Origin of the sequence: Streptomyces sp. NA04227 (assembly GCF_013364195.1) — a bacterium.
In the GTDB taxonomy this organism is placed as follows: Bacteria; Actinomycetota; Actinomycetes; order Streptomycetales; family Streptomycetaceae; genus Streptomyces.
The window spans coordinates 1,293,050-1,317,981 of the sequence record NZ_CP054918.1; the positions used below are offsets into that span (position 1 = coordinate 1,293,050).

At 72.5% G+C, this 24,932-nt stretch carries 17 protein-coding genes; 11 read left to right on the forward strand and 6 right to left on the reverse strand.

All coding sequences use genetic code 11. The features are described from left to right. Positions 1-295: 295 nt before the first annotated feature. A complete protein-coding gene (locus HUT18_RS05350) occupies positions 296-1,255 on the forward strand; it encodes a LysR family transcriptional regulator (RefSeq protein ID WP_176098277.1) in 960 nt (319 codons plus the stop codon). Positions 1,256-1,391: 136 nt separating this feature from the next. On the opposite strand, the gene HUT18_RS05355 is transcribed toward HUT18_RS05350, so the two are convergent. Then, complete coding sequence (locus HUT18_RS05355) at positions 1,392-2,243, reverse strand: response regulator transcription factor (protein WP_176098279.1); 852 nt, start codon at positions 2,241-2,243, stop codon at positions 1,392-1,394. Between the two features lie 607 nt (positions 2,244-2,850). Between HUT18_RS05355 and HUT18_RS33260 the strand changes: the two genes are divergently transcribed. Genes HUT18_RS33260 through HUT18_RS05380 form a run of 7 tightly spaced genes read left to right on the forward strand, consistent with a single transcriptional unit; the run spans position 2,851 to position 10,096 of the window. Beyond that, entirely contained in the window at positions 2,851-3,801 is a 951-nt protein-coding gene (locus HUT18_RS33260) for an ABC transporter permease (protein WP_217710462.1), read from the forward strand. Then, positions 3,798-4,622, forward strand: coding sequence for an ABC transporter permease (locus tag HUT18_RS33265; RefSeq protein ID WP_217710463.1), 825 nt, complete (start codon positions 3,798-3,800; stop codon positions 4,620-4,622). The genes HUT18_RS33260 and HUT18_RS33265 overlap by 4 nt, the downstream gene beginning before the upstream one ends. Then, a complete protein-coding gene (locus HUT18_RS33515; RefSeq protein WP_254878432.1) occupies positions 4,619-5,392 on the forward strand; it encodes an ABC transporter ATP-binding protein in 774 nt (257 codons plus the stop codon). The genes HUT18_RS33265 and HUT18_RS33515 overlap by 4 nt, the downstream gene beginning before the upstream one ends. Next, positions 5,389-6,330, forward strand: coding sequence for an ABC transporter ATP-binding protein (locus HUT18_RS33520; RefSeq protein WP_254878433.1), 942 nt, complete (start codon positions 5,389-5,391; stop codon positions 6,328-6,330). The genes HUT18_RS33515 and HUT18_RS33520 overlap by 4 nt, the downstream gene beginning before the upstream one ends. A gap of 13 nt (positions 6,331-6,343) precedes the next feature. After that, positions 6,344-7,954 (forward strand): ABC transporter substrate-binding protein, encoded by a 1,611-nt coding sequence (locus tag HUT18_RS05370; protein ID WP_176098281.1) that lies wholly within the window; start codon positions 6,344-6,346, stop codon positions 7,952-7,954. Continuing rightward, positions 7,951-8,970: an LLM class F420-dependent oxidoreductase gene (locus HUT18_RS05375; protein WP_176098283.1), complete on the forward strand. Its 1,020-nt coding sequence runs from the start codon at positions 7,951-7,953 to the stop codon at positions 8,968-8,970. The genes HUT18_RS05370 and HUT18_RS05375 overlap by 4 nt, the downstream gene beginning before the upstream one ends. Before the next feature lie 22 nt (positions 8,971-8,992). After that, entirely contained in the window at positions 8,993-10,096 is a 1,104-nt protein-coding gene (locus tag HUT18_RS05380) for an LLM class flavin-dependent oxidoreductase (protein WP_176098285.1), read from the forward strand. Between the two features lie 73 nt (positions 10,097-10,169). Here the strand turns inward: HUT18_RS05380 and HUT18_RS05385 are convergent, their stop codons facing one another. Both HUT18_RS05385 and rpsA read right to left on the reverse strand, forming a co-directional pair. After that, the gene (locus tag HUT18_RS05385; protein WP_176098287.1) at positions 10,170-11,108 is read right to left on the reverse strand and encodes a proteasome assembly chaperone family protein; all 939 of its coding nucleotides are present in this window, start codon (positions 11,106-11,108) and stop codon (positions 10,170-10,172) included. 212 nt (positions 11,109-11,320) lie between these two features. Next, complete coding sequence (gene rpsA, locus HUT18_RS05390) at positions 11,321-12,826, reverse strand: 30S ribosomal protein S1 (RefSeq protein WP_176098289.1); 1,506 nt, start codon at positions 12,824-12,826, stop codon at positions 11,321-11,323. A gap of 161 nt (positions 12,827-12,987) precedes the next feature. Here rpsA and HUT18_RS05395 point away from each other — a divergent pair, with 161 nt between their 5' ends. Then, positions 12,988-14,049 carry a class I SAM-dependent methyltransferase gene (locus tag HUT18_RS05395; protein ID WP_254878434.1) on the forward strand — a complete coding sequence of 354 codons (1,062 nt, stop codon included), beginning with the start codon at positions 12,988-12,990 and terminating at the stop codon, positions 14,047-14,049. A 99-nt stretch (positions 14,050-14,148) separates the two neighbouring features. Further along, positions 14,149-16,689: an ATP-dependent helicase HrpB gene (gene hrpB / locus HUT18_RS05400; protein WP_176098291.1), complete on the forward strand. Its 2,541-nt coding sequence runs from the start codon at positions 14,149-14,151 to the stop codon at positions 16,687-16,689. 274 nt (positions 16,690-16,963) lie between these two features. Here hrpB and HUT18_RS05405 read toward each other — a convergent pair whose 3' ends face one another. From HUT18_RS05405 to polA, 3 genes are all read right to left on the reverse strand, one after another. Then, the gene (locus HUT18_RS05405; protein ID WP_176098293.1) at positions 16,964-18,715 is read right to left on the reverse strand and encodes a lytic transglycosylase domain-containing protein; all 1,752 of its coding nucleotides are present in this window, start codon (positions 18,713-18,715) and stop codon (positions 16,964-16,966) included. A 428-nt stretch (positions 18,716-19,143) separates the two neighbouring features. Continuing rightward, entirely contained in the window at positions 19,144-19,569 is a 426-nt protein-coding gene (locus HUT18_RS05410) for a hypothetical protein (protein WP_176098295.1), read from the reverse strand. Positions 19,570-19,751: 182 nt separating this feature from the next. After that, a complete protein-coding gene (gene polA, locus HUT18_RS05415) occupies positions 19,752-22,475 on the reverse strand; it encodes a DNA polymerase I (protein WP_176098296.1) in 2,724 nt (907 codons plus the stop codon). Positions 22,476-22,627: 152 nt separating this feature from the next. Between polA and HUT18_RS05420 the strand changes: the two genes are divergently transcribed. Further along, positions 22,628-24,907 carry an FdhF/YdeP family oxidoreductase gene (locus tag HUT18_RS05420; protein ID WP_176098298.1) on the forward strand — a complete coding sequence of 760 codons (2,280 nt, stop codon included), beginning with the start codon at positions 22,628-22,630 and terminating at the stop codon, positions 24,905-24,907. Positions 24,908-24,932 lie beyond the last annotated feature (25 nt).

Below are 24,932 nucleotides of genomic sequence, written 5' to 3' on the forward strand. Positions count from 1 at the left end.
TGCCTGTCGGCACCGCCTGCGCTTGAGGGGCCATCAGAACTGATGCTGCGACGGCCACTACTGCCGATACCGTCGTGCCCGACTTCCGTACCCAACGCTTCACTGGATTCCCCGTTCGTCAGTCCGCCTCCGACAGCGGATCCCCTGCGGTGTGTCGCCTCTTACTTCCAGTGCCGTTTGCCGTAACCGCCCTGCGGCATGGTCGAGTTCTACGTGTCAGATCCTGGCCGAATGCGGGCTTCACCACTACGTTTCCGCCGATGACAAACACCTTGCGATCCATACACTTCTGGTTATGACGGACCCGAAGCGCGGAGACCGTGGGAGCGATCCACCTCCCGTCCCCTGGCCGCCCCGCTCGGAGCCGACCCTGCATCAGCTGCGGCTGCTGCTGGTGGTCGCGGAGGAATTGCACTTCGGCCGGGCGGCGGCCCGGCTGTTCATCACACAGCCCGCACTGAGCCGCCAGATCACCGTGCTCGAACGGCACCTGGGAGTAGGCCTGTTCGTACGCAGCAGCCGCACCGTGGAGGCCACCGCCGCGTGCCGGGCACTCCTGCCGGAGGTCCGCGACGTCATTGAGGCGATGGAACGGCTGCGCCGGTCCTCAGAGGCGCAGCACCGCGAGCTCACCGGGCGGCTCGTCGTGGGGTCCATCGGCGCCGAGTCGTCGATGCGGCACGCGCGGGTCATCCTGGCGGAGCTGCGCGCCCGCTACCCCGAACTCACCGTGGAACTGCGCAACCAGCACCTCGCCGACCACATGCGAGAACTGCTCGACGGCGACGTGGACGTGGCGTTCCTGCGCCCGCCGGTACCCCCGGGCATCCAGATCCGGCACCTGGCCACCGAACCACGCATCGCCTGCCTGCCCGCCGGCGACCCGCTGGCCTCCCGGCCCGAAATCACCCTCGCCGACCTCGCCGGCCACCCCGTCGTCGACCTTCCCCCGCAACTCCCCCGCGTATGGTGGAACTTCTGGGCCGTCGACCCCCGCCCAGACGGCTCTCCCGTCCGCTACGGACCGGTCGTGGCCGACATGGAGGCGCTGCTGCACGTCGTCGCAGAAGGCAGGGCGATGGCGTTCCTGCCGGCCGCCGCCCGCGAATTCTTCCCCCGCCCCGGCGTCAGCTACGTCAACGTCACCGACCTTCCCCCGAGCACCTCGGCCCTCGCATGGGCCACCGCCCACCGCGACCACCCCACCGTCGCCGCAATCCGCCAAGCCGCCGCCGCAGCCTGGCCACCCCGCTGACGGAGCGCGCACATCAGACGGGCGGTCCACCTCTTCACGAGGGTGCATCGCGTCCTGCTTGGCGGGGTCGGCGGCGTTGCGCGCCTTGGAGGACAACGGACGCACGTACACGATCAGCACCAGGAGCTGTTCGCTGTCAGCCGAGTCCGTGCCGGTGTGCGTACAGGGCCGCGCGCAGCCGGTCGGACTGCCCGATCTTGCGCATCGCATGGGTGAGGTGCTTCTTCACCGTGGCCTCGGCCAGGGCCAGTTCGCGTCCGATCTCGGCGTTGCTGAGGCCGCGGGCGAGCTGGGTGAGGACCTGGCGTTCCCGGTCGGTGAGCCCGCAGTGCTGCGGCAACGGCTCGGTGACGTACCGGCTCGGGATCGCCGCCTGGGCACCGGCCGGGGGCGGCGCGGGCAGGAACACCCAGCCGCCCGCGCCCGCGATGCCCACCGCCCGGATGATCCGGTCCTCGGGCAGGTCGAGCGGGAAGCAGCCGCTCGCACCGGCGAGCAGCATCCGGCTCGCCTCGGCGGTGGTCTCCGCGCGCCGCAGCAGCAACACCCTTACCTCGGGCACCAGTTCGACGGCGCGCAGCCGCGCCACCAGGGCCAGGTCCTCGGCGAGCGCGCCGCCCGCGCCGAGCAGCACCACATCCGGTTTGACCCGGCGCAGCGCGTCGAGCAGCCGCAGCGGGTCCCCGGAGCTGCCGACGACCGTGATGCCCGGGTCGGAGCCCAGGACGGCGCGCAGTCCCGCGCTGGCCACCGGATGGCGCTCGGCGACGAAGACCCGGGTGACCGGCGTGCGGCGGTGGACTCCCGGCGCGGGACACGCGGGGTGCCCGCAGTCGCAGGACGCGACCCAGGAACGGCGGTAGGGCAGTTGCCCGCCCGGCCGCTCCTCGCCCTCGGCGAGCAGCTGGTGCCCGGCGATCATGTCGAGGGGGTTGTCGATCTCCGCGTGCAGGGACCCGGGGTCACCGGACGCGGTCGTGGTGGTCATGGTCGTCACCGTGAACTCCCCCGTACGGCAGAGGAGTTGACGCAGAAACGGCGGTACGGCGGCACGTGTGGTCCCCTCAGCGATGGCAGTTCGACCTGGATCGGGGAGTGGGCGCGCTGACGAAGGTTCCGTCAGGTCAGCGCCCGGCACACGGACGACACGACTCGTCGAAACACCTTCGGTGCCACGAGCCGCCGATACCGACCAGCGTGTAGCCGGTTCGCCGTCTGACCATGGCAACAGCGTAATTCGGCCGTTCGGCGGGGGTCAACGAGCTCCGGGTCACGGGCGTATGAGGGAAGTGTTTCCTCTGTACGACGGGTCCTATGACCAGGGGTATCAGCATCAATGCCTGGCTGGTTGTGGCCCCTTGCGCTCGCGCACTCTGCTCCTGCCCCCCCGCAGCCACCGTCCGCCCCGTCGCGACGCCCGGCGCTCCCCTCCCCCGCTCCGCGCGCCGGGAGTGCCCCGGCGCGCACGCACCGGACGCGCTCCCTGACGGGCATACGGACCCGCCGGAGCACGGCGCACGGCGCACCGCTCACCCCAGCCCAGAAAGGACCACACGCATGGCCACCGGACCGCGTCTGCCCCGGGAGACCGACGGATGAGGTGGTACCTGCTGCGGCGTCTGCTGCTCGCCGTCCCCACGCTCTTCGGCGTCACCGTCGTCGTCTTCGCCGCCGTCGCCCTGGTCCCCGGCGACCCCGTGGCCGCCCTGCTCGGACCGGGCGCCCCCGCCGAGGCACGCGAGCGGCTCACCGAGCGGCTGGGGCTCGGCGAACCGCTGCCGGTCCGCTACGGGCACTGGCTCGGGCACGCGCTGCAGGGCGACCTCGGTGTGTCCATCTCCTCCCAACGGCCGGTCGGAGAACTGCTGTTGCCCGCCCTGGGCCAGAGCCTGCTGCTCGCGGGGGCCGCTTTCGCGCTGGTGCTCACCGGCGGCGTCCTGCTGGGCGCCCTCGGTGCCGGCCGCCCGGAAGGACCCGGGGCCAGGCTGTCCCGCGCGCTGGGCACGCTCGCCGTGTCGGCACCGCAGTACGCGGTCGCCCTGCTGCTCATCGCCGTGTTCGCGGTCGAGCTGCGCTGGTTCCCGGCAGGCGGCACCCAGGACCTGTTCGCGGGCGGCACACTCGCCGACCGGCTGCACCACCTCGTCCTGCCCGCCGTGGCGGCGGCCCTGGTCCCGCTCGGCCTGACCGCCCGCGTCTTCGGCGCCGCCCTCGGCGCCACCCTGCGCTCCGACTTCGCCGACGGGCTGCGCGCCCGGGGCCTTGGCCGCACCGCCGTACTGCGGCACTGCGTACACAACGCCGCCCCGGCGCTGCTCACCATCGGCGGGCTCCAACTGGCCTATCTCCTGGAGGGGGTGGTGTTCGTGGAGACCCTGTTCGCCTGGCCGGGCCTGGGCCGTCTGCTCTACGACGCGCTCGCCGCGCGCGACCTGCCGCTGATCCAGGCGGGCGTGCTGCTCGTCGCGGTCGCCTTCGTGGGCGTCAACATCCTCGTCGACACCGCGCACGCCCTCATCGACCCCCGGCTGCGGGGTGCGCTGTGAGCCGACGCCCGCCCCTGTCCGCCGCGCTCGCGGTGACCCTCGTACTGGTCGCCCTCGCCGGGCCGCTGCTCGCCCCCGAGGACCCGGAGGCGGGCAGCCTCCGGGAACGGCTGCTTCCCCCGGGCAGCGAGGGCCATCTGCTCGGCACCGACACCCAGGGGCGGGACATGCTCAGCCGCCTGCTCGTCGCGGCGGGCCCCTCGCTGCTCGGCGGCGTCCTGCCGGTCGTCGTCGCCACCCTCGCCGGGGGCCTGCTCGGCATCGCCGCGGGTCTCGGCGGACGGCGCACCGAACACGCCCTGCTGCGCACCCTCGACGTGCTCTACGCCTTCCCGGGCGTACTGCTCGCGATCACCGTCGCCACCGTGATGCGGCCGGGGCTCGTGACCACCGTCGTCTCCCTCTCGGTCGTGCTCACTCCGGCGGTCACCCGCGTCGCCTTCACCGAGGTGCAGCGCATCCGCAGCGCCGCCTATCTGGAGGCGGCCCGGGTCAGCGGAGCGGGCGCGGGAACCATCGCGGTCCGCCAGGTCGCCCCGGTCGTCGCCCCCGTACTGCTCGTCTACTCATCCTCTCTGGTGGGCCTGGCCATCGTCTACGCCGCCGGGCTGTCCTTCCTCGGCCTCGGTGTGCCGCCGCCCGCCGCCGAATGGGGCGCCATGCTCGACGAGTTGCGGCCCAGCCTGCTCACCCGTCCCGAGGTGGCCGTCCTGCCCGCCGTCACCATCCTGGTGGTCTCCGTGGTCTTCAACGCCCTCGGCGAAGCCCTGCGCCGCGGCACCGAGGCGGGCCGGACGCTGCGTACGGAGGCCGGCCGATGAGCGCCCCGGAACGGCTGGACGTGGTGGATCTGACCGTCACGCACGGCGCGGTGCGGGCCGTGGACGGGGTGTCCCTGACCGTGCACCCCGGCGAAGTCCTGGTCCTGGTGGGTGAGTCGGGCAGCGGCAAGTCGACCCTGGCGCGCACCGTCCTCGGGCTGCCCGGCCCGCGCGCCCGGGTCGAGGGCAGCGTGCTGCTGTCCGGAACCGAGCTGCGCACCCTGGACGAACGGGCCCTGTCCGACGTCCGGGGGCGCCGTATCGGCTACGTCCCGCAGGACCCGGACGCCGGACTCGACCCGCTGCGCCGGATCGGTGCCCAGCTCGTCGAGGTACTACGGCGCCACCGAGTGGCCGTCGGCCGTCGCGCGGCCCGCGACACCGTCCCCGTACTCCTCGACGCGGCCGGGCTCACCGACCCCGACCGGGCGGCCCGCAGCTTTCCCCACGAACTCTCCGGCGGGCAGCGCCAGCGCGCCGTGATCGCGCTGGCCCTCGCCTGCGCCCCCGGGCTGCTGATCGCCGACGAACCGACCACCGCGCTGGACGCCCTGGTCCGCAACCGCGTCCTCGATCTGCTCGCGGCGCGCGGCACCTCGCTGCTCCTGGTCACCCACGACATCGGGGCGGCCCGCCGGATCGGCCACCGGGTGGCGGTGATGCAGTCGGGCCGGATCGTCGAGAGCGGCCCGGCGGACACGGTCCTCGCCGCCCCCGAACACCCGCACACCACCGCCCTCGTGGCGGCACATCCAGGGGGTCGGCGATGAGCCGGGGCACGCATACCGAGCTGCCGCGGGGCGCGGGCGACCGGCAGCCGGGCGAGACCCTCCAGGACCATCGGGTCGACGCCGAGGCCGACGCCGCCAAGAACACCGCCGACCAGGCGCCCACCTCGCTCCTCCGCCTCGACAACGTCTCCAAGCGCTACCGCCGCGGCCGCCTCGCCGTGGACGGCGTCTCCCTCACCGTCACCCGCAGGGAGACCGTCGCTCTCGTCGGTGAGTCGGGGTCCGGCAAGTCGACCCTGGCCCGGCTGGCCCTCGGGCTGCTCGCGCCCGACGCGGGAACCGTGCGCTTCGACGGGCACGAGCCGCACCGGCTGCGCGGGCGCACCGGCCGTCGCGTCCGGGCCCGGCTCCAGTTCGTGCCGCAGCAGCCGGGCGGCTCACTCAACCCGGCGCTGCGTGCCGGTGAGGCGGTCGCCTTCACGCTGCGCGTGCACGGCACACCCCGCCGGGAGCGCCCCGCGCTCGTCGCCGACCTGTTCCGCAGGGTCGGCCTGGACCCCGCGCTGGCCCGGCGCCACCCGCGTGAGCTGTCCGGCGGGCAGCTCCAGCGCGTCGCCCTCGCCCGGGCCCTGGCGACCGGCCCCGACCTGCTGGTGTGCGACGAGCCGACCTCGGCCCTGGACACCACGGTGCAGGCCCAGATCCTCGACCTGCTCACCGAACTGCGCGAAACCCTCGGTCTCGCCTGCCTGTTCATCTCCCACGACCTGGCCGTCGTACGGCGCCTGGCGCACCGGGTCGTGGTGCTGCGCGAAGGACGGGTGGTGGAGGAGGCCACGACCGCCGCCCTGTGGTCGGCGCCTGGCCACCCGTACACCCGCGCCCTGCTCGCCGCCGACGACGACGGCGACCACCAGTCCCCCACGCCGCCCCGGCCCGGTGATCCGGCCCGGGCCGGTGAACCGTCCGCCCCTTAGTGACGAGGAACCCATGACGCACCACCACGATCCAACCGCCCGCCGACGGCGCGGCTCCCTGGCCGCCGTACTGCTGCTGAGTCTCGCCGCGGCCGGCTGCGGCACCGGCTCCGCGGACTCCTCCGACGGGAAGTCCGGCGGCACCCTCGTCATCGGCGCGACGGGCAAGATCCCCAACGCCGACACGATGATCGGCGGCAACGGCTTCGAGGGCAAACGCCTCGTCACCTTCCAGCTCTACGAGGGCCTGACCCGCTACGACCTGTCCAAGAACAACGGCCCGGCCGAGATCACCGGCGCCCTGGCCACCTCCTGGAAGGTCGCGCCGGACCACCGGACCTGGACGTTCAGCCTGCGCAAGGGCGTGAAGTTCCAGGACGGCACCCGCTTCGACGCCGACGCCGTCCTGTTCAACCTCGACCGCTACCTCAACAAGAAGAGCCGCTACTACACGGACGCGGTCGGTGCCGGAGCGAGCGAGTACGCGGGCGGCATCACCAAGTACACCAAGCTCGCCGACGACCGCGTACAACTGGTCACCAAGCAGCCCAACGGGCACTTCCCCGAGGACCTCGCCCACGTCCTCATCGCCAGCCCCGCCGCCGTACGCAAGACCGGCTCGGCGAACTTCGCCGAACACCCCGTCGGCACCGGCCCGTTCCGCTTCGTACGGCAGAAGTCCGGTGAACAGATCGAGCTCGCCGGGTTCGACGGCTACTGGCGTGGCGCGCCCAAGCTCGACCGGCTGATCGTGAAGGCGCTGCCGGACGCCGCCGCGCGCACCGCCGCCCTGCGCTCCGGCTCGGTGAACTGGATCGAGTACCCGAACCCGGACGACCTGGAGAGCCTGAAGTCGGACGGCGCCAAGGTGCTCACCAACGCCTACGACCACCTCTGGTACTGGATCCTCGACACCGAGAAGGGGCCCTGGCGCGACCCGAAGGTGCGCCGGGCCGCCAACTACGCCATCGACCGCGAGGCCATCGCCGAGAACCTTCTGCACGGCACCGCCGAACCCGCCGAACAGGCCGCGCCCCGTGGCACGTTCGCCTACGACGCGGCGAACGACACCTACCGCCACGACCCGGCCAAGGCCCGCAGGCTGCTCGCCGAAGCCGGTTACCCCAAGGGCTTCACCACCTCCGTCACCGTGCCGACCGGCGGCTCCGGCAACCTCGTCCCGGTGCCCATCGCCGAGGCGGTGCAGCGCGACCTCGCCGCCATCGGCATCAAGGCGGACATCCGTACCACCGACTGGTCGACCCTGATCAGCGCCGAGGCCAAGGGCGAGGTGGCCCGCGGCTCGCAGGCCATCGCGCAGTCCACCACCCTCTTCCAGTCGGAGGCGCTGCTGCCGCTGTTCATCGGCACCGACAGCCCCTTCTGGACCGGGAACTACAGCAACCCGAAGGTGGACAAGCTCCTCGCCTCCGCAGGGCCCAATCCCGACCGAGCCGCCCGCGAGGCCGACTACACGCGGGCCCTGGAGCTGGTCACCGCCGACGCGCCCTGGCTGTTCGTGGTCAACGACCGCAATCCGCGGGCGCTTTCACCGAAGGTGCGCGGGCTCGTCCAGCCGCAGTCCTGGTTCCTCGACCTCACGACCGTAGAGGTGGCCCGATGACCCTCACACCGGCTTCCGCGCCCGGGACGCAACCGAAGTGGGGCGTCACCCTGCCCCTGCCCGGTCTCACCATCGACCGGCACCGCTTCCTCATCGAGCAGCTGCCCGACCTCGGCTACACGGACGTGTGGAGCGCGGAGGGCGGCGGCACCGACGCCTTCACCCCACTCGCCACGGTCGCCGCCTGGTCGCCTTCGCTGCGGATCGCCACCGGCATCGTCCCGGTGCACACCCGCGGTCCGGCGGTACTCGCCCAGACCGCCGCCACCCTCGCCCAACTCGCCCCGGGCAGGCTGCTGTTGGGCATCGGCGCCTCGGTGCCCGCCCATGTCACCGACATCAACGGCATTCCGTTCGACGAGCCGTACAAGCGCACCAGGGACGTCCTCAGGTTCGTCACCCGCGCCCTGCGCGGCGAACACATCGCGGGCGACTTCGACACCTTCTCCATCACCGGCTACCGGCTGCCGCACCCGCCCGCCGACCCGGTCAAGGTGATCCTCGGCGCCCTGCGCCCCGGCATGCTGCGCCTCGGCTTCCGCGAGGGCGACGGCGCCATCACCAATCTGCTCTTCCCCGAGGACGTACCGAAGATCCTGGACGCGGTCGGGCCGCAGCCGCCCGGCAAGGAACTCGTCGTCAAGGTGTTCGTCTGCCCCACCGAGGACACCGGCTACGCCCACCGCGCCTCGCGCCCCTTCCTCGCCTGGATCCTCAACCGCGAGCCCTACCGCAAGTTCCACGAGTGGCTGGGCCACGGCGAGTTGCTGCGCGAGTGCCACGAGCGGTGGGCCGAGGGCGATGTCGCGGGCGCGCAGAAGGCGCTCCCGGACGAGGTCGTCGACGGCCTGTTCATCAGCGGCTCGCCCGAGGAGTGCCGGGAACGCATCCTGCGCTACCACCAACCCGGCGTGACCACCATCCAGTTGTACGTGTCCCTGCCGCCCGAGGTCTTCATCAGCAAGGCCAGGGTCCTGGACACCCTGGCCCGGCTGGGCCCGGCCGCGGCTCGCTGAACCCCCGCCCCGGAGGCAACCGATGGAGCTCGACATACGCGGCGGCGTGCGCGCCGCACCCGTCACCGGCGAGACACCCGAGGAGCGTCAGGCCCTGCGCTTCGCCCCCGACCCGCGCGAGCGCGACGCCGATCCCGCGTTCGTGGCGCGCGGCGCCCGGGAGAACGAGGAGGACGGGCTCGACAGCGCCCTCGTCGTGCAGTCGAGCTCCTGGCCGGATCCCTGGCTGGTGGCCTCCTGGGCGCTGGCGGCCACCAGCAGGCTCCGGGTGGCGGTGGCCCACCGGGTCGGTACCACCGCGCCGACCGTGGCCGCCCGCTCACTGGCCACCCTGGACCGGCTGTCCGGCGGGCGGGCGGCCGCCCATGTCATCGTCGGCTCCAGCGACGCCGACGTGGCCCGCGACGGCGACACCCTCGGCAAGGCGGACCGCTACCGCCGGGCCGGTGAGTACCTGGAGGTCTTCCACCGGGCCCTGACCGAGGACCGGGACTTCGACCACGACGGCGAGTTCTACACCGTGCGCGGGGCTCGCGCGGGCCTGTTCCCGCGCCCCCGCGCCGAGTTGCTGTCGTTCGGCGGCTCCTCCCCGCAGGGTGTCGCGCTCGCCGGGCGGTACGCCGAGGTGTACGCGGTGTCGCCGCAGCCGCTGACCGCCACCCGCCGTCAGATCGCACAGGTGCACGCGGCGGCCGCGGAACACGGCAGGACGGTCCGGATCTGGCGCCATGTCACCGTCGTCACGGCCCGCACCGACGAGGAGGCCGAGCAGCGTGCCCGGCGCATCCGCGCGGACGCGCTCCGGCTCACCTCCGGACCGGGCGCTGCGGCACGGCTCGATGCCGTCCAACTCGACCGGGACCGCGAACGGGGCCGCGCGGCGGACACCCACCAGCTGTCCGCCTACATCGACCGTTCACTGGCGGGCGCGTTCATCGGCTCACCGGAGACCGTCGCCGCCCGGATCGGCTGGCTGCGCGCGGCCGGGGTGAGCATCGTCCAACTGGACATGCCGCTGGAGACCGACCAGGACCGGGAGCTGCGCCGCGACCTGGTCGCCCGGCTCCGCGCCGCCTACCTCCCGCCGCAGCCCCGCCGCGCCGCGCACGCGGGCCGCCGCTGGTGAGCCGGGCGCTGTCCGGGCCGGGCACCAGAGGGTGCCGGTGACACCGGAGGGTGTCGGTCGGCCCGGACAGCGCTCAGTTGTCGCCTTCGCGCTCGGCGAGGAAGCGTTCGAAGTCGCGGCCGATCTCGTCGGCGGAGGGCAGATCCGTCGGCTCGGCGAGCATGTTGCCGCGCGTCTGCGAGCCCGCGGCGGCGTCGTACTGGTGCTCAAGTCCCTCGACGAGGGCGACCAGTTCGCTGTCGCCCTGCTGGATCTGCCGGTCGATCTCGGTCTGCGTCCGGTGTGCCTGGGTGCGCAGGCTGTGCGCGGCGGTGGGCAGGACGAGGCCGGTGGCCGCCGTGATGGCCTCCAGCACACTGAGCGCGGCGTCCGGGTAGGGCGAGCGCGCGATGTAGTGCGGCACGTGGGCGGCGACGCCGAGGACGTCGTGGCCCGCGTTCATCAGGCGGTACTCGATCAGGGACTCCGCGCTGCCGGGCACCTGGGCCTCGTCGAACGGGCTGCGGTGGCCGGGCACCAGGTCGGTGCGGTTGCCGTGCGGGGTCAGGCCGACCGGACGGGTGTGCGGCACACCCATCGGGATGCCGTGGAAGTTGACCGTCAGCCGTACCCCCAGCCGCTCCACGATCTGCTGCACGGCGGCGGCGAAGCGCTCCCACTCGACGTCCGGCTCGGGCCCGGACAGTACGAGGAACGGCGCACCGGTGGCGTCCTGGAGCAGGCGCACCACCAGCTCGGGCTCCTCGTAGGCGGCCCAGCGGTCCCGCTTGAACGTCAGCAGCGGGCGACGGGCCCGGTAGTCCACCAGCCGGTCGTGGTCGAAACGGGCGACCGTCTGCTGGGGCAGGGTGTCGAGGAGCTGGTCGACGACTTGCTCACCGGTCTCCCCCGCGTCGATGTAACCCTCGAAGTGATACAGCATGACCAGACCCGCCGACTCCTGGGCGAGGGCCATGTCGACGACGGACAGACCCTTGGGGTCCCATGCGAACAAATCCTGTGGATCAACCACCGTGACCGCTCCTCCTCGTGTCCACAGAACAAGAACGCATCCCGAGGGGCGGTCATTCCCCGGCTCCCACATCAATTGGCAAAGCCGGGGCGGGAGTCGGGGTGAGGGCCGGGGGCGGCCCGTTGCCGCACACCTCCGGAAAACGCGGCGCGGCCCGCACTCCGTGAGGAGTACGGGCCGCGCTGCTTGCGCTCAGGGCATGTGCCCGGTGATCAGCTCTGGCCGCCGGCCAGCTTCTCGCGCAGAGCCGCCAGGGCCTCGTCCGAGGCCAGGGCTCCGGAGTTGTCGTCCGGCTGCTCCGAGGAGTACGAACCGCCACCGCCACCGCCGGAGGCGGCCGGAGCGGCAGCGTCGCCACCCTCGGCGGCCGCAGCGGCGTCCGCCTCGCGGGACTTGATGACCTGCGCCTGGTGCTGCTCGAAGCGCTGCTGCGCCTCGGCGTACTGGCGCTCCCACTCCTCGCGCTGCTTCTCGTAACCCTCGAGCCAGTCGTTGGTCTCGGGGTCGAAGCCCTCGGGGTAGATGTAGTTGCCCTGGTCGTCGTAGGACGCGGCCATGCCGTACAGGGTCGGGTCGAACTCGACCGAGGACGGGTCGGCACCGAAGGACTCGTTGGCCTGCTTCAGCGAGAGGCTGATGCGACGGCGCTCGAGGTCGATGTCGATGACCTTGACGAAGATCTCGTCGTTGACCTGGACGACCTGCTCCGGGATCTCCACGTGGCGCTCGGCCAGCTCGGAGATGTGGACCAGGCCCTCGATGCCCTCGTCGACGCGGACGAACGCACCGAACGGAACCAGCTTGGTGACCTTGCCGGGAACGACCTGGCCGATCTGGTGGGTCCGGGCGAACTGCTGCCACGGGTCTTCCTGGGTCGCCTTGAGCGACAGGGAGACACGCTCGCGGTCCATGTCGACGTCGAGAACCTCGACGGTGACTTCCTGGCCGACCTCGACAACCTCGGAGGGGTGGTCGATGTGCTTCCAGGAGAGCTCGGAGACGTGGACCAGACCGTCGACGCCACCCAGGTCCACGAAGGCACCGAAGTTGACGATCGAGGAGACGACGCCGGAGCGGACCTGACCCTTCTGCAGGGTGGTGAGGAACGTCTGGCGCACCTCGGACTGGGTCTGCTCCAGCCAGGCACGGCGGGACAGGACCACGTTGTTGCGGTTCTTGTCCAGCTCGATGATCTTCGCCTCGAGCTCCTTGCCCACGTAGGGCTGGAGGTCGCGGACGCGACGCATCTCCACGAGGGAGGCGGGGAGGAAGCCGCGGAGGCCGATGTCGAGGATGAGACCACCCTTGACGACCTCGATGACGGTACCGGTGACGATGCCGTCCTCTTCCTTGATCTTCTCGATCGTGCCCCAGGCGCGCTCGTACTGGGCGCGCTTCTTCGAGAGGATCAGGCGGCCTTCCTTGTCCTCCTTCTGGAGAACAAGGGCTTCGATCTCGTCGCCGACGGCAACGACCTCGTTGGGGTCGACGTCGTGCTTGATCGAGAGCTCACGGCTCGGGATGACACCTTCGGTCTTGTAACCGATGTCGAGCAGGACCTCGTCCCGGTCGACCTTCACGATGACGCCGTCGACGATGTCGCCGTCGTTGAAGTACTTGATCGTCTCGTCGATCGCGGCGAGGAAGGCTTCCTCGTTACCGATGTCGTTGACCGCTACCTGCGGAGTGGTGGCGGTGGTCTCGGTGCTGCTCGTCATGTGGGAAAGGGCTCCGGTACGGACATTGAAGTCGTAGGTACTGCTACGCCGGGAGCCCGTATCGCTCTGATGAAGCCGGACAGCCAAGGAAGCGCCGATTCCGTCTCTTCCGGGTCCCGGAGAGGGGAAAGCGCCTCGACAACCGAGGGGACATACAACAGATGCGAGCGCAGCCTGCTCGGTCCGAGGAGCGCAGGCTCGCAGCGCAACTTGTAGCATACGGGGGCAGCCGGGCAGGGTCAACGCACGAAGACGGACACCCGGGACGGATCAGTACACACCGGGCACAACATTGTGCGCACGACCGTCCACCGCTCGGCGCGCGGCGGCCCCGGTATCGCGGCCGCCCCGGGAGACCCGCGGCGGGTTTCCCGGAGAATACGACGAGGGAGCCGATCATCCAAGGGTCCGGAACACAGCAGGAGCCGGAAGCGACCCGGCGTGCCGCCGGAGCGACCGAGAGCAGCCGCGCCAATCGCGGCTGGTGGGACCGCAACGCCGACGAGTACCAGCGCGAGCACGGCACCTTCCTCGGCGACGACCGCTTCGTCTGGTGCCCCGAGGGCCTGGACGAGGTGGAGGCCGAACTGCTCGGCCCGGTCGAGGAGCTGAAGGGCGCCCGGATCCTGGAGATCGGCGCGGGCGCGGCGCAGTGTGCGCGCTGGCTGCGCGCCCAGGGCGCGGAGCCCGTCGCACTGGACCTCTCGCACCGCCAGCTCCAGCACGCGCTGCGCATCGGCGGCGACGGCATCGCCCTCGTCCAGGCCGACGCGGGCGCCCTCCCCTTCGCGGACGCCTCCTTCGACCTGGCCTGTTCCGCGTACGGAGCGCTGCCGTTCGTCGCGGATCCGGTACGGGTGCTCGCCGAGGTGCGACGGGTACTGCGTCCCGGCGGGCGCTTCGTCTTCTCGGTGACCCACCCGGTGCGCTGGGCGTTCCCCGACGAGCCCGGCCCCGACGGCCTGTCGGTGTCCGCCTCGTACTTCGACCGCACGCCGTACGTGGAGCAGAACGAGCAAGGCGGCGCGGTCTACGTGGAGCACCACCGCACGCTCGGCGACCGGGTCCGCGACGTGGTCGCGGCGGGGCTGCGCCTGGTGGACCTGGTCGAGCCCGAGTGGCCGGACTGGAACACCCAGGAATGGGGCGGCTGGTCCCCGCTGCGCGGCGGCCTGATCCCCGGTACGGCGATCTTCGTCTGCGAGCGTGAGCGGGGGGCGTGAGCGCCCGCGCCGGTTTCGCGATCCCGGGTTTCGCGATCCCGGGTTTCGCGATCCGGGGCTCCACGACCCGAGGCCCGGCCGGTCCGGGACACTGACCGGGTGATCCGCACCGAAGCCCTGGCACAGCTGCCCGTTCGCGCCGTCCTGTCCGAGTTGCGTGCGGCCCTGGAGGGGCCCGGCCGGGCGGTGCTGTGCGCGCCGCCCGGCACCGGGAAGACGACGCTGGTGCCGCTGGCCCTGGCCGGGCTGCTCGGCGAGGGCGGCCCGGGCCGGGTCGTGGTGGCCGAGCCGCGCCGGATCGCCGCGCGTGCCGCGGCGCGGCGGATGGCCTGGCTCCTTGGTGAGCGGGTGGGTGAGCGCGTCGGCTACACCGTGCGCGGGGAGCGCAGGGCGGGTCCGGACACCGTGGTCGAGGTCGTGACCACGGGTGTACTGCTCCAACGCCTCCAGCGCGACCAGGAGTTGGCGGGCGTGGACACGGTGATCCTCGACGAGTGCCACGAGCGGCATCTGGACGCGGACACGGTCGCCGCGTTCCTTCTGGACGTACGGGCGGCGCTGCGGCCGGAGCTGCGGCTGCTGGCCGCCTCGGCGACGACGGACGCGGCCGGCTGGGCAGAGCTGCTCGGCGGGGCGCCGGTGGTCGAGGCGCGGGGGGTGGCGCATCCGGTGGAGGTGGTGTGGGCGCCACCGGCCCGTGAGGTGCGTCCGCCGCACGGGATGCGGGTGGACCCGGCGCAGCTCGCCCATGTGGCCGCGATGGTGCGCCGGGCGCTGGCCGAGCGCACGGGTGACGTCCTGTGCTTCCTGCCCGGCGTCGGCGAACTCGCCCGGGTGGCCGGACAGTTGGGCAACCCGGGCGATGTCGAGGTGCTCCAGGTGCACGGCGGGGCGCCGCCCGAGGTGCAGGACGCGGTGCTCGCGCCGGGGCGGGGCAGGCGCGTGGTCCTGGCGACCGCCGTCGCCGAGTCCTCCTTGACGGTGCCGGGCGTGCGGGTCGTCGTCGACTCGGGTCTGGCCAGGGAACCGCGCGTCGACCACGCCCGTGGGCTCAGTGCCCTGACCACGGTGCGCGCCTCCCAGGCGGCGGGCCGACAGCGGGCGGGCCGTGCGGGGCGCGAGGCGCCGGGCACCGTGTACCGCTGCTGGGCCGAGGCGCAGGACGCACGGCTGCCCCGGTTCCCGGCACCGGAGATCAAACTGGCCGATCTGACGGCCTTCGCGCTGCAGGCCGCCTGCTGGGGCGATCCGGACGCCTCGGGCCTGGCGCTGCTCGACCCGCCCCCGGCGGGTGCGATGGCGGCCGCGCGTGAGGTGCTCGTCGCGATCGGCGCGGTGGACGCGGGAACAGGGCGGGCGACGAAACGTGGCGTACGGATGGCACGGCTCGGCCTGCACCCACGGCTTGCGCGTGCGCTGCTGGACGCCTCGGTCCCGCTCGGCGCCCGCCGCGCCGCCGAGGTGGTGGCCCTGCTCAGCGAGGAGCCGCCGCGCGAGTACGGCGACGACCTCGCGGCGGCCTGGCGCGCGGCCCGCCGCGGCCGCGACGCCTACGCCGCCCGTTGGCAGAAGGAAGCACGGCGGCTGACCTCGGCGGTCGGCTCTTCCGCCGGGGGCGCGGGGGCGGGCGCGCCCGCCACGTCCGGCGCCCCCTCCGGTTCCGGTGACGAGCGGGCGGCGGGCCTTGTCGCCGCGCTCGCGTTTCCGGAGCGGATCGGGCGGGTGCGGGCGGAGCACACGTACGGGATGGTGCAGGGGACGCGGGCTCAGACCGCCGAGGGCTCGCCGCTTCGAGGGGCGCCCTGGCTGGCGATCGCGGTCGCGGACCGGCCGGTGGGCGCGGAACTGGCGCGGGTACGGCTCGCGGCGGTGCTGGACGAGGAGACGGCGCTGCGGGCGGCGGCGCCGTTGCGGGTGGACGAGGAGGAGGTGCGGTGGTCCGAGGGTGAGGTGGTGGCGCGGCGGGTGAGCAGGCTCGGCGCGATCGAACTCACCGCCAGGCCGCTCACGGGCGCCGACGTCGATCCCGGTCAGGTGCGCGAGGCGCTCCTCGACGGACTGCGCCGGGAGGGCCTGGGGCTCCTCGGCTGGTCGCGCGAGGCGCGGGCGCTGCGGGAGCGACTGGCCTTTGTGTACGGACGGTTGGGCGCGCCCTGGCCCGAGGTCTCCGACGAGGCGCTGCTCGGCCGGGCGTCCGACTGGCTGGAACCGGAGCTCGGGCGGGCCCGCCGCCGCGGCGACCTCGCCCGTATCGACGCGGGTCAGGCCCTGAACCGGCTGCTGCCCTGGGCGAGCGGCGAGGCGGTCCGGCTGGACGAACTGGCCCCGGAGCGGGTGGAGGTGCCCAGCGGTTCGCGGGTGCGGGTGGACTACGCGGACCCGCAGCGCCCCGTACTCGCGGTGAAGTTGCAGGAGATGTTCGGGCTGACGTCGACGCCCACGGTCGCCGGACTGCCGCTCGTGGTCGAGCTGTTGTCGCCCGCGGGACGTCCGGCGGCGGTCACCAGCGACCTGGCGTCGTTCTGGCGGGAGGGCTACCGCGCGGTGCGCGCCGAGCTGCGCGGCCGCTATCCGAAGCACCCCTGGCCGGAGGATCCGTCGACGGCTCCGGCGACCCGCCGGACCAATCCACGGCGCTGAGCAACCCGAGCGGCAGCGCCACGCGAACCGGTCCGAGGCATCAAGGGGCCCAAGCAGCGGTGCCGAACGAACCGGCCCGTGACATTGAGGGGCCCGATCCGCAGCGCCGAACCAACCGGTCCGAGGCGTCGAGGAAACCAATTCACGGCCTTGAGCAGCCCAACCCGCGGCGCTGAGCGGCACGTTGGCCGAGGACCCCGAAACGAACGCGCTCGCCCCGCTCGTACGTCCGGCCTGTGCGAGTCGGCCGTACGAGCGGGGCGAGCGGACCGAATCAGGCCGAGGCGGGCTCGGTCACGGTGAGTTCGACGGTCAGGGTGGCGCCGCCCTCGGTGGTCAGGCGGAGCAGGTAGGTGCCGGTGGCGGAGTCCGCGTACAGCTTCGGCAGGGTGAGCAGGCCGTCGGCGTCGGTGGTGAGGTCCGTGAGGGTGCGTACCGGCTTGCCTTCGGCGTCCTTGAAGTAAGGGCCCTTGTCGTTCTCGGCGGCGTCCTCGGCCGACTTGACCAGGGTGGCGGTGGTGGCCACCTTGGCCGCGGGGGCGCCCTTGAGGGTGGCCTTGACCTCGATGTCGTCGGCGAAGGCGGTGGCGGCCTCGCAGCTCAGCGCCTTGTCGTCGGTACGGACGAGGGCGTCGGCGGTGCGCGGGGCGACCGTCGCGGTGCGGTCGACGGGGGCGAGGTCGCGGCCGGGGACGGTGGCGCGGACGGTGAAGGTGCCGTCCTTCTCGCCCGCGAGCAGGGTGGGCGCGGTGGCCTTGCCGTTGGCGTCGGTGGTGACGGTGGCGACGGTCTTTCCGCCGGGGAAGCGGGTGTCGGTGTCACCGATGATCTCGAAGCGCACCTTGGCCTCGGCGACGTCCCGGCCCGCCTTGTTCTGCGCGTGCACGACGGGCCGTTCGGCGAAGCGCTCGCCCGCCGTGGCGGTGAGATCTCCGGTGCCCGCCTCCTCGATGAGGGCGACGGTCTCGGTCGGGGCGGGCGGGGTCGGCGTCTCCTCGCCGGGCTCCCCCGGTTCGCCGGGTTCACCGGGCTCTCCCGGCTTCTCGGGCTCGTCCGGATCTCCGGGCTTGTCCGGCTTCCCGTCGTCACCGGGCTTGCCCGGCTCTTCGGGCTTGTCCGGCTCTTCGGGCTTGTCCGTCTCCCCCGGCTTCGAGGGCTCGGGAGAGGGACCGGCCGGCTTGGTGGGCTTCGGCGTGTGCGGCGGACCGCTCGGCGGGGCGCCGGTGCCGTCCGGGATCTCGTGGGTGCCGCGGCGGTAGAACTCGTACCAGGTCAGGACCGTACGCAGGTACTCCTGCGAGTGGTTGTAGCCGAGGATGGCGCGGTGCAGGTCCTTCTCGTCGGACAGGTCCCGGTCGCCCGCGCACAGGTAACGGCCCGCCGAAAGGGCGGCGTCGTAGATGTTGTTGGGGTCCTGGCGGCCGTCGCCGTTGCCGTCGCTGCCCCAGCGCTGCCAGGTGGAAGGGATGAACTGCATCGGGCCCACCGCGCGGTCGTGCACGGTGTCGCCGTCGTACAGACCGCCGTCGCTGTCCTTGATCAGCGCGAAGCCGTTGCCGTCGAGGGCGGGCCCGAGGATCGCCCCGAGGGTGGTGCCCTCGGCGTCGACGCGGCCGCCCCGGGCCTGGCCGGACTCGACCTTGCCGATGGCGGCGAGGAGTTCCCAGGGCAGGTTGCAGCCGGGGTTCGAGCGGGCGAGGGCGGTCTCGGCCTTCTTGTACGCGTCGAGCACGCTCGCCGGGATGCCGGACTCGGTGGGCCGTGAGCGGGCCGGTTCCTGTGAAGTGGGCTTCTCGGTGGGGCTGTTCAGGGGCGGCAGGTCGGTGTAGTACGGCGAGTTGCCGGTGACCGAGTTGTCCTCGGCGGGCGGCGGCGTGTCCTCGGCACCGACGTTGCGGTCGCTTCTGTCCGGGCGTTCGTCGGGCAGGCCGGGAGCCTGCGAGGCCGACAGTGCCGCGACGACGACGGCCGCGACCGCCGCGGATCCCGCGCCCCTGCGCAACCTTGATCCGAAGAACCCAGACATCCCGTTCCCCTCCCGTGGGCTGTGGTCTCGCCCGTACTCCCCCGACACGGATGTGGGCCCGACCCTACGCAACTTCCCCCGATCGAGCACCTGTCCGCCGGAGCAATTCCCCATTTGGTGGGGTACGAGGCCCTCACGCTCCGAAGTGCGTGCAGGTCAGAGGGAGTTCGGGGCGATTGAGACGGATCGGAGCGCTCCAGAGGTCCGGTATGCGGACGGCGGCCCGGAGCGGGTTCTCCGGAGCGCGTTCCCGGTGCGGTTGCCAGAGACGAAGCCGACGGTGCCGCAGCCCTCGGCGGCCTCGGCTCCTCAACTCCCATGGGAAATCGCCTGTCTGGGAAGCGAGGCGCGGGGAGCGAGCGGGGCAACGGGCCGGGCGGGAACGGACGTGCCGGGCCGGGCTCAGTTACGGACGGGCCGGGCCGGGCTCAGTTCCAGTGCGGCTGGCGCAGGGACAGGCCGACGCTGCCGTCGGAGAAGCGCACGGTGACGCCGAGGGTGCCGGGGTCGGTGGTGCCCAGGCGGCGGCGCAGGGTTTCGGCGCGGCGCATCACGGTGTCGACGAGAAGGGTGCGCAGGCCGAGGCCCCAGTCACAGCGGATCTTGCTGGCGGTGGGGCAGTCGGTGCGGCCGCGTCCTCGGGTGGCGGCCAGGTGGAGCGCGGTGCGGCCGCGGGCGGCGAGTGTCCGCAGGTCCCTGCCCAGTCGGGCGGCGGGGTGCGGGTCGCGTGCCTCCTCGGTCGCGGTGCGCAGTTCGGCATGTGTGTCGGCGGCGGCCGCGGCTATCGGCACCAGTAGCGCCGAGAGTGCGGCGGCCACGAGAGAGCGGCGGGAACGCCGGGTACGGGGACCCATGCCGCCCATCGTGACCCCGGCCGCTCCCGGCGGGCGCCCGCTCGTGGCCCGTACGGGTGAGCGCCCATCGTGACCGCCCCTTCACCGGGCACATAAGCCCTGGTGGGAGGCGGTTTCAGGGGTCCGGCGAGGGGCCGCCCGCAGGTGCCGTGGCACCGGGTGCGGGGGCCCGCCGCCGGTCCTCAGTGGGCGGCCGACTCCCAGTCCGCGCCGACGCCCACGGAGACGTCCAGCGGGGCCCTGAGGTGGACCGCTCCGGCCATCTCGCGGCGCATGATCTCCTCCGCCGCCTCGCGTTCGCCGGGGGCGAGCTCCAGGACGATTTCGTCGTGGACCTGAAGCAGTATCCGGGAGGTCAGCGAGGCCTCGGTGAGGGCGCGGTCCACGTTGAGCATGGCGATCTTCACGATGTCCGCCGCGGTGCCCTGGATGGGCGCGTTCAGGGCCATCCGCTCGGCGGACTCGCGGCGCTGGCGGTTGTCGCTGTTGAGGTCGGGCAGGTAGCGGCGGCGGCCGAAGAGGGTCTCGGTGTACCCGGTGGCGCGGGCCTCGTCGACGACGCGGCGCAGATAGTCGCGTACGCCGCCGAAGCGCTCGAAGTAGGTCTCCATCAGCGCGCGGGCCTCGCCGGCGTCGATGTTCAGCTGCTGGGAGAGGCCGAACGCGGACAGTCCGTAGGCCAGTCCGTACGACATGGCCTTGATCTTGCGGCGCATCTCGGCGTCGACGGCGGAGCGCTCGACGCCGAACACCTGGGAGGCGACGGTGGTGTGCAGGTCCTCGCCGGAGGTGAACGCCTCGATGAGGCCCTCGTCCTCGGAGAGGTGGGCCATGACGCGCAGTTCGATCTGGCTGTAGTCGGCGGTCAGCAGGGACTCGTACCCCTCGCCGACGACGAAGCCGCGGCGGATGGCGCGGCCCTCGTCGGTGCGCACCGGGATGTTCTGCAGGTTGGGGTCGGTGGAGGAGAGCCGTCCGGTGGCGGCGACGGTCTGGTTGAAGGTGGTGTGGATGCGCTCGTCGGGGGCGACCGACTTGATCAGGCCCTCCACGGTGACGCGCAGCTTGGCCTGTTCGCGGTGGCGGAGCATGAGGACGGGCAGTTCGTGCTCGGTCTGGGTGGCGAGCCAGGCCAGGGCGTCCGCGTCGGTGGTGTAGCCGGTCTTGGTCTTCTTGGTCTTGGGCAGGTTGAGTTCGCCGAAGAGGACTTCCTGGAGCTGCTTGGGCGAGCCGAGGTTGAACTCGCGGCCGACGGAGGCGTGGGCCTCCTTGACGGCCTGCTGCACGGCGCCCGCGAACATCTGCTCCATGGCCTCCAGATGGGCGCGGTCGGCGGCGATGCCGTGCCGTTCCATCCGGGCCAGGAGCAGCGAGGTGGGCAGTTCGATGTCGCGCAGCAGACCGGCGGCGCCGACCTCGGTCAGCTTCTCGCCGAAGACGACCGCGAGGTCCAGGACGGCGCGGGCCTGCCACATCAGCGCCTCGGCCTCGGCCTGTTCGTCGGCGCCGAAGGCGAGCTGGCCGTCGGCGGCGGAGGCGGGGGCGAGCTCGCGGTGCAGGTACTCCATGGACAGGGCGTCCAGGGCGAAGGAGCGACGGCCGGGCTTGACGAGGTAGGCGGCGAGCGCGGTGTCCATGGTGATGCCGTCGATGCGCCAGCCGTGCTCGGCGAACACGCGCAGCGCGCCCTTGGCGTTGTGCAGCACCTTGGGCTTGTCGGCGTCGGCGAGCCAGGCCGCGAAGGCCGTCTCGTCGGCGGCGTCGAGCTGTGCGGGTTCGAAGCGGGCGGCCGCTCCCCCGGCGGCGGCCAAGGCCACCTCGGTGACCGATCCGCTGCCCAGCTGCCAGCTGTCGACGCTCGCCAAGCCCAGGACGGCGTTGCCGTGTTCGGCCAGCCACGGGGCGAGTTCGCCGGTGTCCAGCACGGCGCCGTCCACCTCGACGCCGCCCGCGACCTGCTCCGGCTCGCTGTCCTCGGCGCCGGGGTCGACCGCGAGCAGGCGTTCACGCAGCGAGGGGTTGCGGATCTCCAGGGTGTCCAGGACCAGCGTCACGGCCTTGCGGTCGTAGGGGGCGCGCTCCAACTCGGCGACGGTCTTGGGCAGTTCGACGTCGCGGACCATCTCGGTCAGGCGGCGGTTCAGTTTCACCGCTTCGAGGTGGTCGCGGAAGTTCTGTCCGGCCTTGCCCTTGACCTCCTCGGCGCGCTCCACGAGCTCGGCGAACGACCCGAACTGCTTGATCCACTTGGCGGCCGTCTTCTCGCCGACGCCGGGGATGCCGGGCAGGTTGTCCGAGGGGTCGCCGCGCAGGGCCGCGAAGTCCGGGTACTGGGCGGGGGTGAGGCCGTAGCGCTCCTCGACCTGCTCGGGGGTGTAGCGGGTCAGCTCGGAGACGCCCTTGGTCGGGTACAGCACGGTGACGTGGTCGCTGACGAGCTGGAAGGCGTCGCGGTCGCCGGTGACGACGAGGACCTCGTACCCGGCGGCCTCGGCCTGGGTGGCGAGGGTGGCGATGACGTCGTCCGCCTCGAAGCCGTCGACGGCGAAGCGGTCGGCGTGCATGGCGTCGAGGAGTTCACCGATCAGCTCGACCTGGCCCTTGAACTCGTCGGGCGTCTTGGAGCGGTTGGCCTTGTACTCGGTGTACTCCTTGGACCGCCAGGTCTTGCGGGAGACGTCGAAGGCGACCGCGAAGTGCGTGGGGGCCTCGTCGCGCAGGGTGTTCGCCAGCATCGACGCGAAGCCGTAGATCGCGTTCGTCGGCTGCCCGGTCGCGGTGGTGAAGTTCTCCGCGGGCAGCGCGAAGAACGCCCGGTACGCCAGCGAATGCCCGTCCATGAGCATCAGCCTCGGCCGTGCTCCCGCGCCGTCTTGCTCGGTCTTCTTCGATGCTGTCTCTGCCACGCCTCGATCCTGCCACGCCCCACTGACACTCGTGCCACGCCCGCCCGCCCGCGCACCGCTCGGTGTCCCCTGCCCGGGACGACAGTGGGAAGATTCGTACGACAGCGACGTCAGGGTGCACGCGCCCACGAGAAGACGGGGGAGGCCCGCCGATGGCCGCCAAGGCTCCGAAGTCGGACCCGGTCCAGGACGCACCGGAGGTGACCGGGCCGCAGCACTCCGTGGCCGGGGCGACCGCCGTGGTGAGCTCCATGCGGATGGCACAGCAGCAGATGGGGGCGCGGCGCACCGCGCTGACCCTGCTGCGCGTCAACCAGAAGGAGGGCTTCGACTGCCCGGGCTGTGCCTGGCCGGAGGGCGAGAAGCGGCACACCGCCGAGTTCTGCGAGAACGGCGCGAAGGCCGTCGCCGAGGAGGCGACGCTGCGCCGGGTCGCCCCCGCCTTCTTCGCCGAGCACCCGGTCTCGGAGCTGGCCGGGCGCAGCGGTTACTGGCTGGGCCAGCAGGGCCGGCTGACCCACCCCATGTATCTGCCGGAGGGGGCCGACCACTACGAGCCGGTGTCCTGGCAGCGGGCGTTCGACCTGATCGGCGAGGAGCTGACGGCGCTGGGCTCGCCGGACGAGGCGGTGTTCTACACCTCGGGCCGCACCAGCAACGAGGCGGCGTTCCTGTACCAGTTGTTCGCCCGCGAGTTCGGCACCAACAACCTGCCGGACTGTTCCAACATGTGTCACGAGTCCTCCGGTTCGGCGCTGACCGAGACGCTGGGCGTCGGCAAGGGCAGCGTCCTGCTGGAGGACCTGTACCAGGCGGACCTGATCATCGTCGCGGGCCAGAATCCGGGCACCAACCATCCGCGGATGCTGAACGCCCTGGAGAAGGCGAAGGCGGGCGGCGCCCGCATCATCACCGTCAACCCGCTGCCGGAGGCGGGTCTGGAGAAGTTCCACAACCCGCAGACCCCCAAGGGGCTGCTCGCGGGCGCCCGCCTGACCGATCTGTTCCTGCAGATCCGCCTCGGCGGCGACCAGGCCCTGTTCCGCCTCCTCAACAAGCTCATCCTGGACACCGAGGGCGCGGTCGACGAACTCTTCGTACGCGAACACACCCACGGCTTCGCCGAGTTCGCGCGGGCGGCGCGGGAGGCCGACTGGGAGCAGACCCTGGAGGCGACCGGTCTGGAGCGGGCGCGCATCGAGGAGGCGCTGGCGATGGTGCTGGCCTCGCGGCGCGTGGTGGTGTGCTGGGCGATGGGTCTGACCCAGCACAAGCACGCGGTGCCCACCATCCGTGAGGTGGTCAACTTCCTGCTGCTGCGCGGCAACATCGGCCGCAGCGGCGCCGGGGTGTGCCCGGTGCGCGGGCACTCCAATGTGCAGGGCGATCGCACGATGGGCATCTTCGAGCGGCCCGCGCCCGCCTTCCTGGACGCCCTGGAGAAGGAGTTCGGCTTCGCCCCGCCGCGCGAGCACGGCCTGGACGTGGTGCGCTCGATCGAGGGGCTGCGGGACGGCGAGGTGAAGGTGTTCTTCGCGATGGGCGGCAACTTCGTCGCGGCGAGCCCGGACACCGAGGTCACCGAGGCGGCGATGCGCCGGGCCCGGCTGACGGTGCATGTGTCGACGAAGCTGAACCGCTCGCACGTGGTCACCGGCGCCCGGGCGCTGATCCTGCCGACGCTCGGCCGTACCGAGCGCGATGTGCAGCGCGGCGGCGAGCAGTTCGTCACCGTCGAGGACTCGATGGGCATGGTGCACGCCTCGCGCGGCAGGCTGCGGCCCGCCAGCCACACCCTGCTCTCGGAACCGGCGATCGTGTGCCGGCTGGCCCGCCGGGTGCTCGGCGCGGACAGTGCCACCCCCTGGGAGGACTTCGAGCGGGACTACGGCCTGGTGCGCGAGCGCATCGCGCGAGTGGTGCCCGGGTTCGAGGACTTCAACGCCAAGGTGGCGCGGCCCGGCGGCTTCGCCCTGCCGCACGCCCCGCGCGACGAGCGCCGCTTTCCCACGGCCACCGGCAAGGCCAACTTCACCGCGGCGCCGGTGACCTGGCCGCGGCTGCCCGAGGGCAGGCTGCTGTTGCAGACGCTGCGCTCGCACGATCAGTACAACACCACCGTGTACGGACTCGACGACCGCTACCGGGGCATCAGGAACGGCCGCCGGGTGGTGTTCGTGAACCCCGAGGACGCCGCCGCGCTCGGGTTCGCGGACGGCGCGTACGCGGATCTGGTCAGCGAGTGGGAGGACGGCAGCGAGCGCCGCGCCGAGGGCTTCCGGGTGGTGCACTACCCGACCGCGCGCCACTGCGCGGCCGCGTACTACCCGGAGACCAATGTGCTGGTGCCGCTCCAGGCGAAGGCCGACGTCAGCAACACCCCCGCGAGCAAGTCGGTCGTGGTGCGCCTGGAAGAATCCTCCCACGTCTAAGCGTTCGCTCAGGCGTCGTGCGGCG

Excerpts from the sequence above, each read along its gene's own strand:
- HUT18_RS05350 (WP_176098277.1), top strand. The coding sequence starts at position 296 with ATGACGGACCCGAAGCGCGGAGACCGTGGGAGCGATCCACCTCCCGTC.
- HUT18_RS05355 (WP_176098279.1), bottom strand. The coding sequence starts at position 2,243 with ATGACCACCACGACCGCGTCCGGTGACCCCGGGTCCCTGCACGCGGAG.
- HUT18_RS33260 (WP_217710462.1), top strand. The coding sequence starts at position 2,851 with ATGAGGTGGTACCTGCTGCGGCGTCTGCTGCTCGCCGTCCCCACGCTC.
- HUT18_RS33515 (WP_254878432.1), top strand. The coding sequence starts at position 4,619 with ATGAGCGCCCCGGAACGGCTGGACGTGGTGGATCTGACCGTCACGCAC.
- HUT18_RS33520 (WP_254878433.1), top strand. The coding sequence starts at position 5,389 with ATGAGCCGGGGCACGCATACCGAGCTGCCGCGGGGCGCGGGCGACCGG.
- HUT18_RS05370 (WP_176098281.1), top strand. The coding sequence starts at position 6,344 with ATGACGCACCACCACGATCCAACCGCCCGCCGACGGCGCGGCTCCCTG.
- HUT18_RS05375 (WP_176098283.1), top strand. The coding sequence starts at position 7,951 with ATGACCCTCACACCGGCTTCCGCGCCCGGGACGCAACCGAAGTGGGGC.
- HUT18_RS05380 (WP_176098285.1), top strand. The coding sequence starts at position 8,993 with ATGGAGCTCGACATACGCGGCGGCGTGCGCGCCGCACCCGTCACCGGC.
- rpsA (WP_176098289.1), bottom strand. The coding sequence starts at position 12,826 with ATGACGAGCAGCACCGAGACCACCGCCACCACTCCGCAGGTAGCGGTC.
- HUT18_RS05395 (WP_254878434.1), top strand. The coding sequence starts at position 12,988 with ATGCGAGCGCAGCCTGCTCGGTCCGAGGAGCGCAGGCTCGCAGCGCAA.
- HUT18_RS05405 (WP_176098293.1), bottom strand. The coding sequence starts at position 18,715 with ATGTCTGGGTTCTTCGGATCAAGGTTGCGCAGGGGCGCGGGATCCGCG.
- HUT18_RS05410 (WP_176098295.1), bottom strand. The coding sequence starts at position 19,569 with ATGGGTCCCCGTACCCGGCGTTCCCGCCGCTCTCTCGTGGCCGCCGCA.
- HUT18_RS05420 (WP_176098298.1), top strand. The coding sequence starts at position 22,628 with ATGGCCGCCAAGGCTCCGAAGTCGGACCCGGTCCAGGACGCACCGGAG.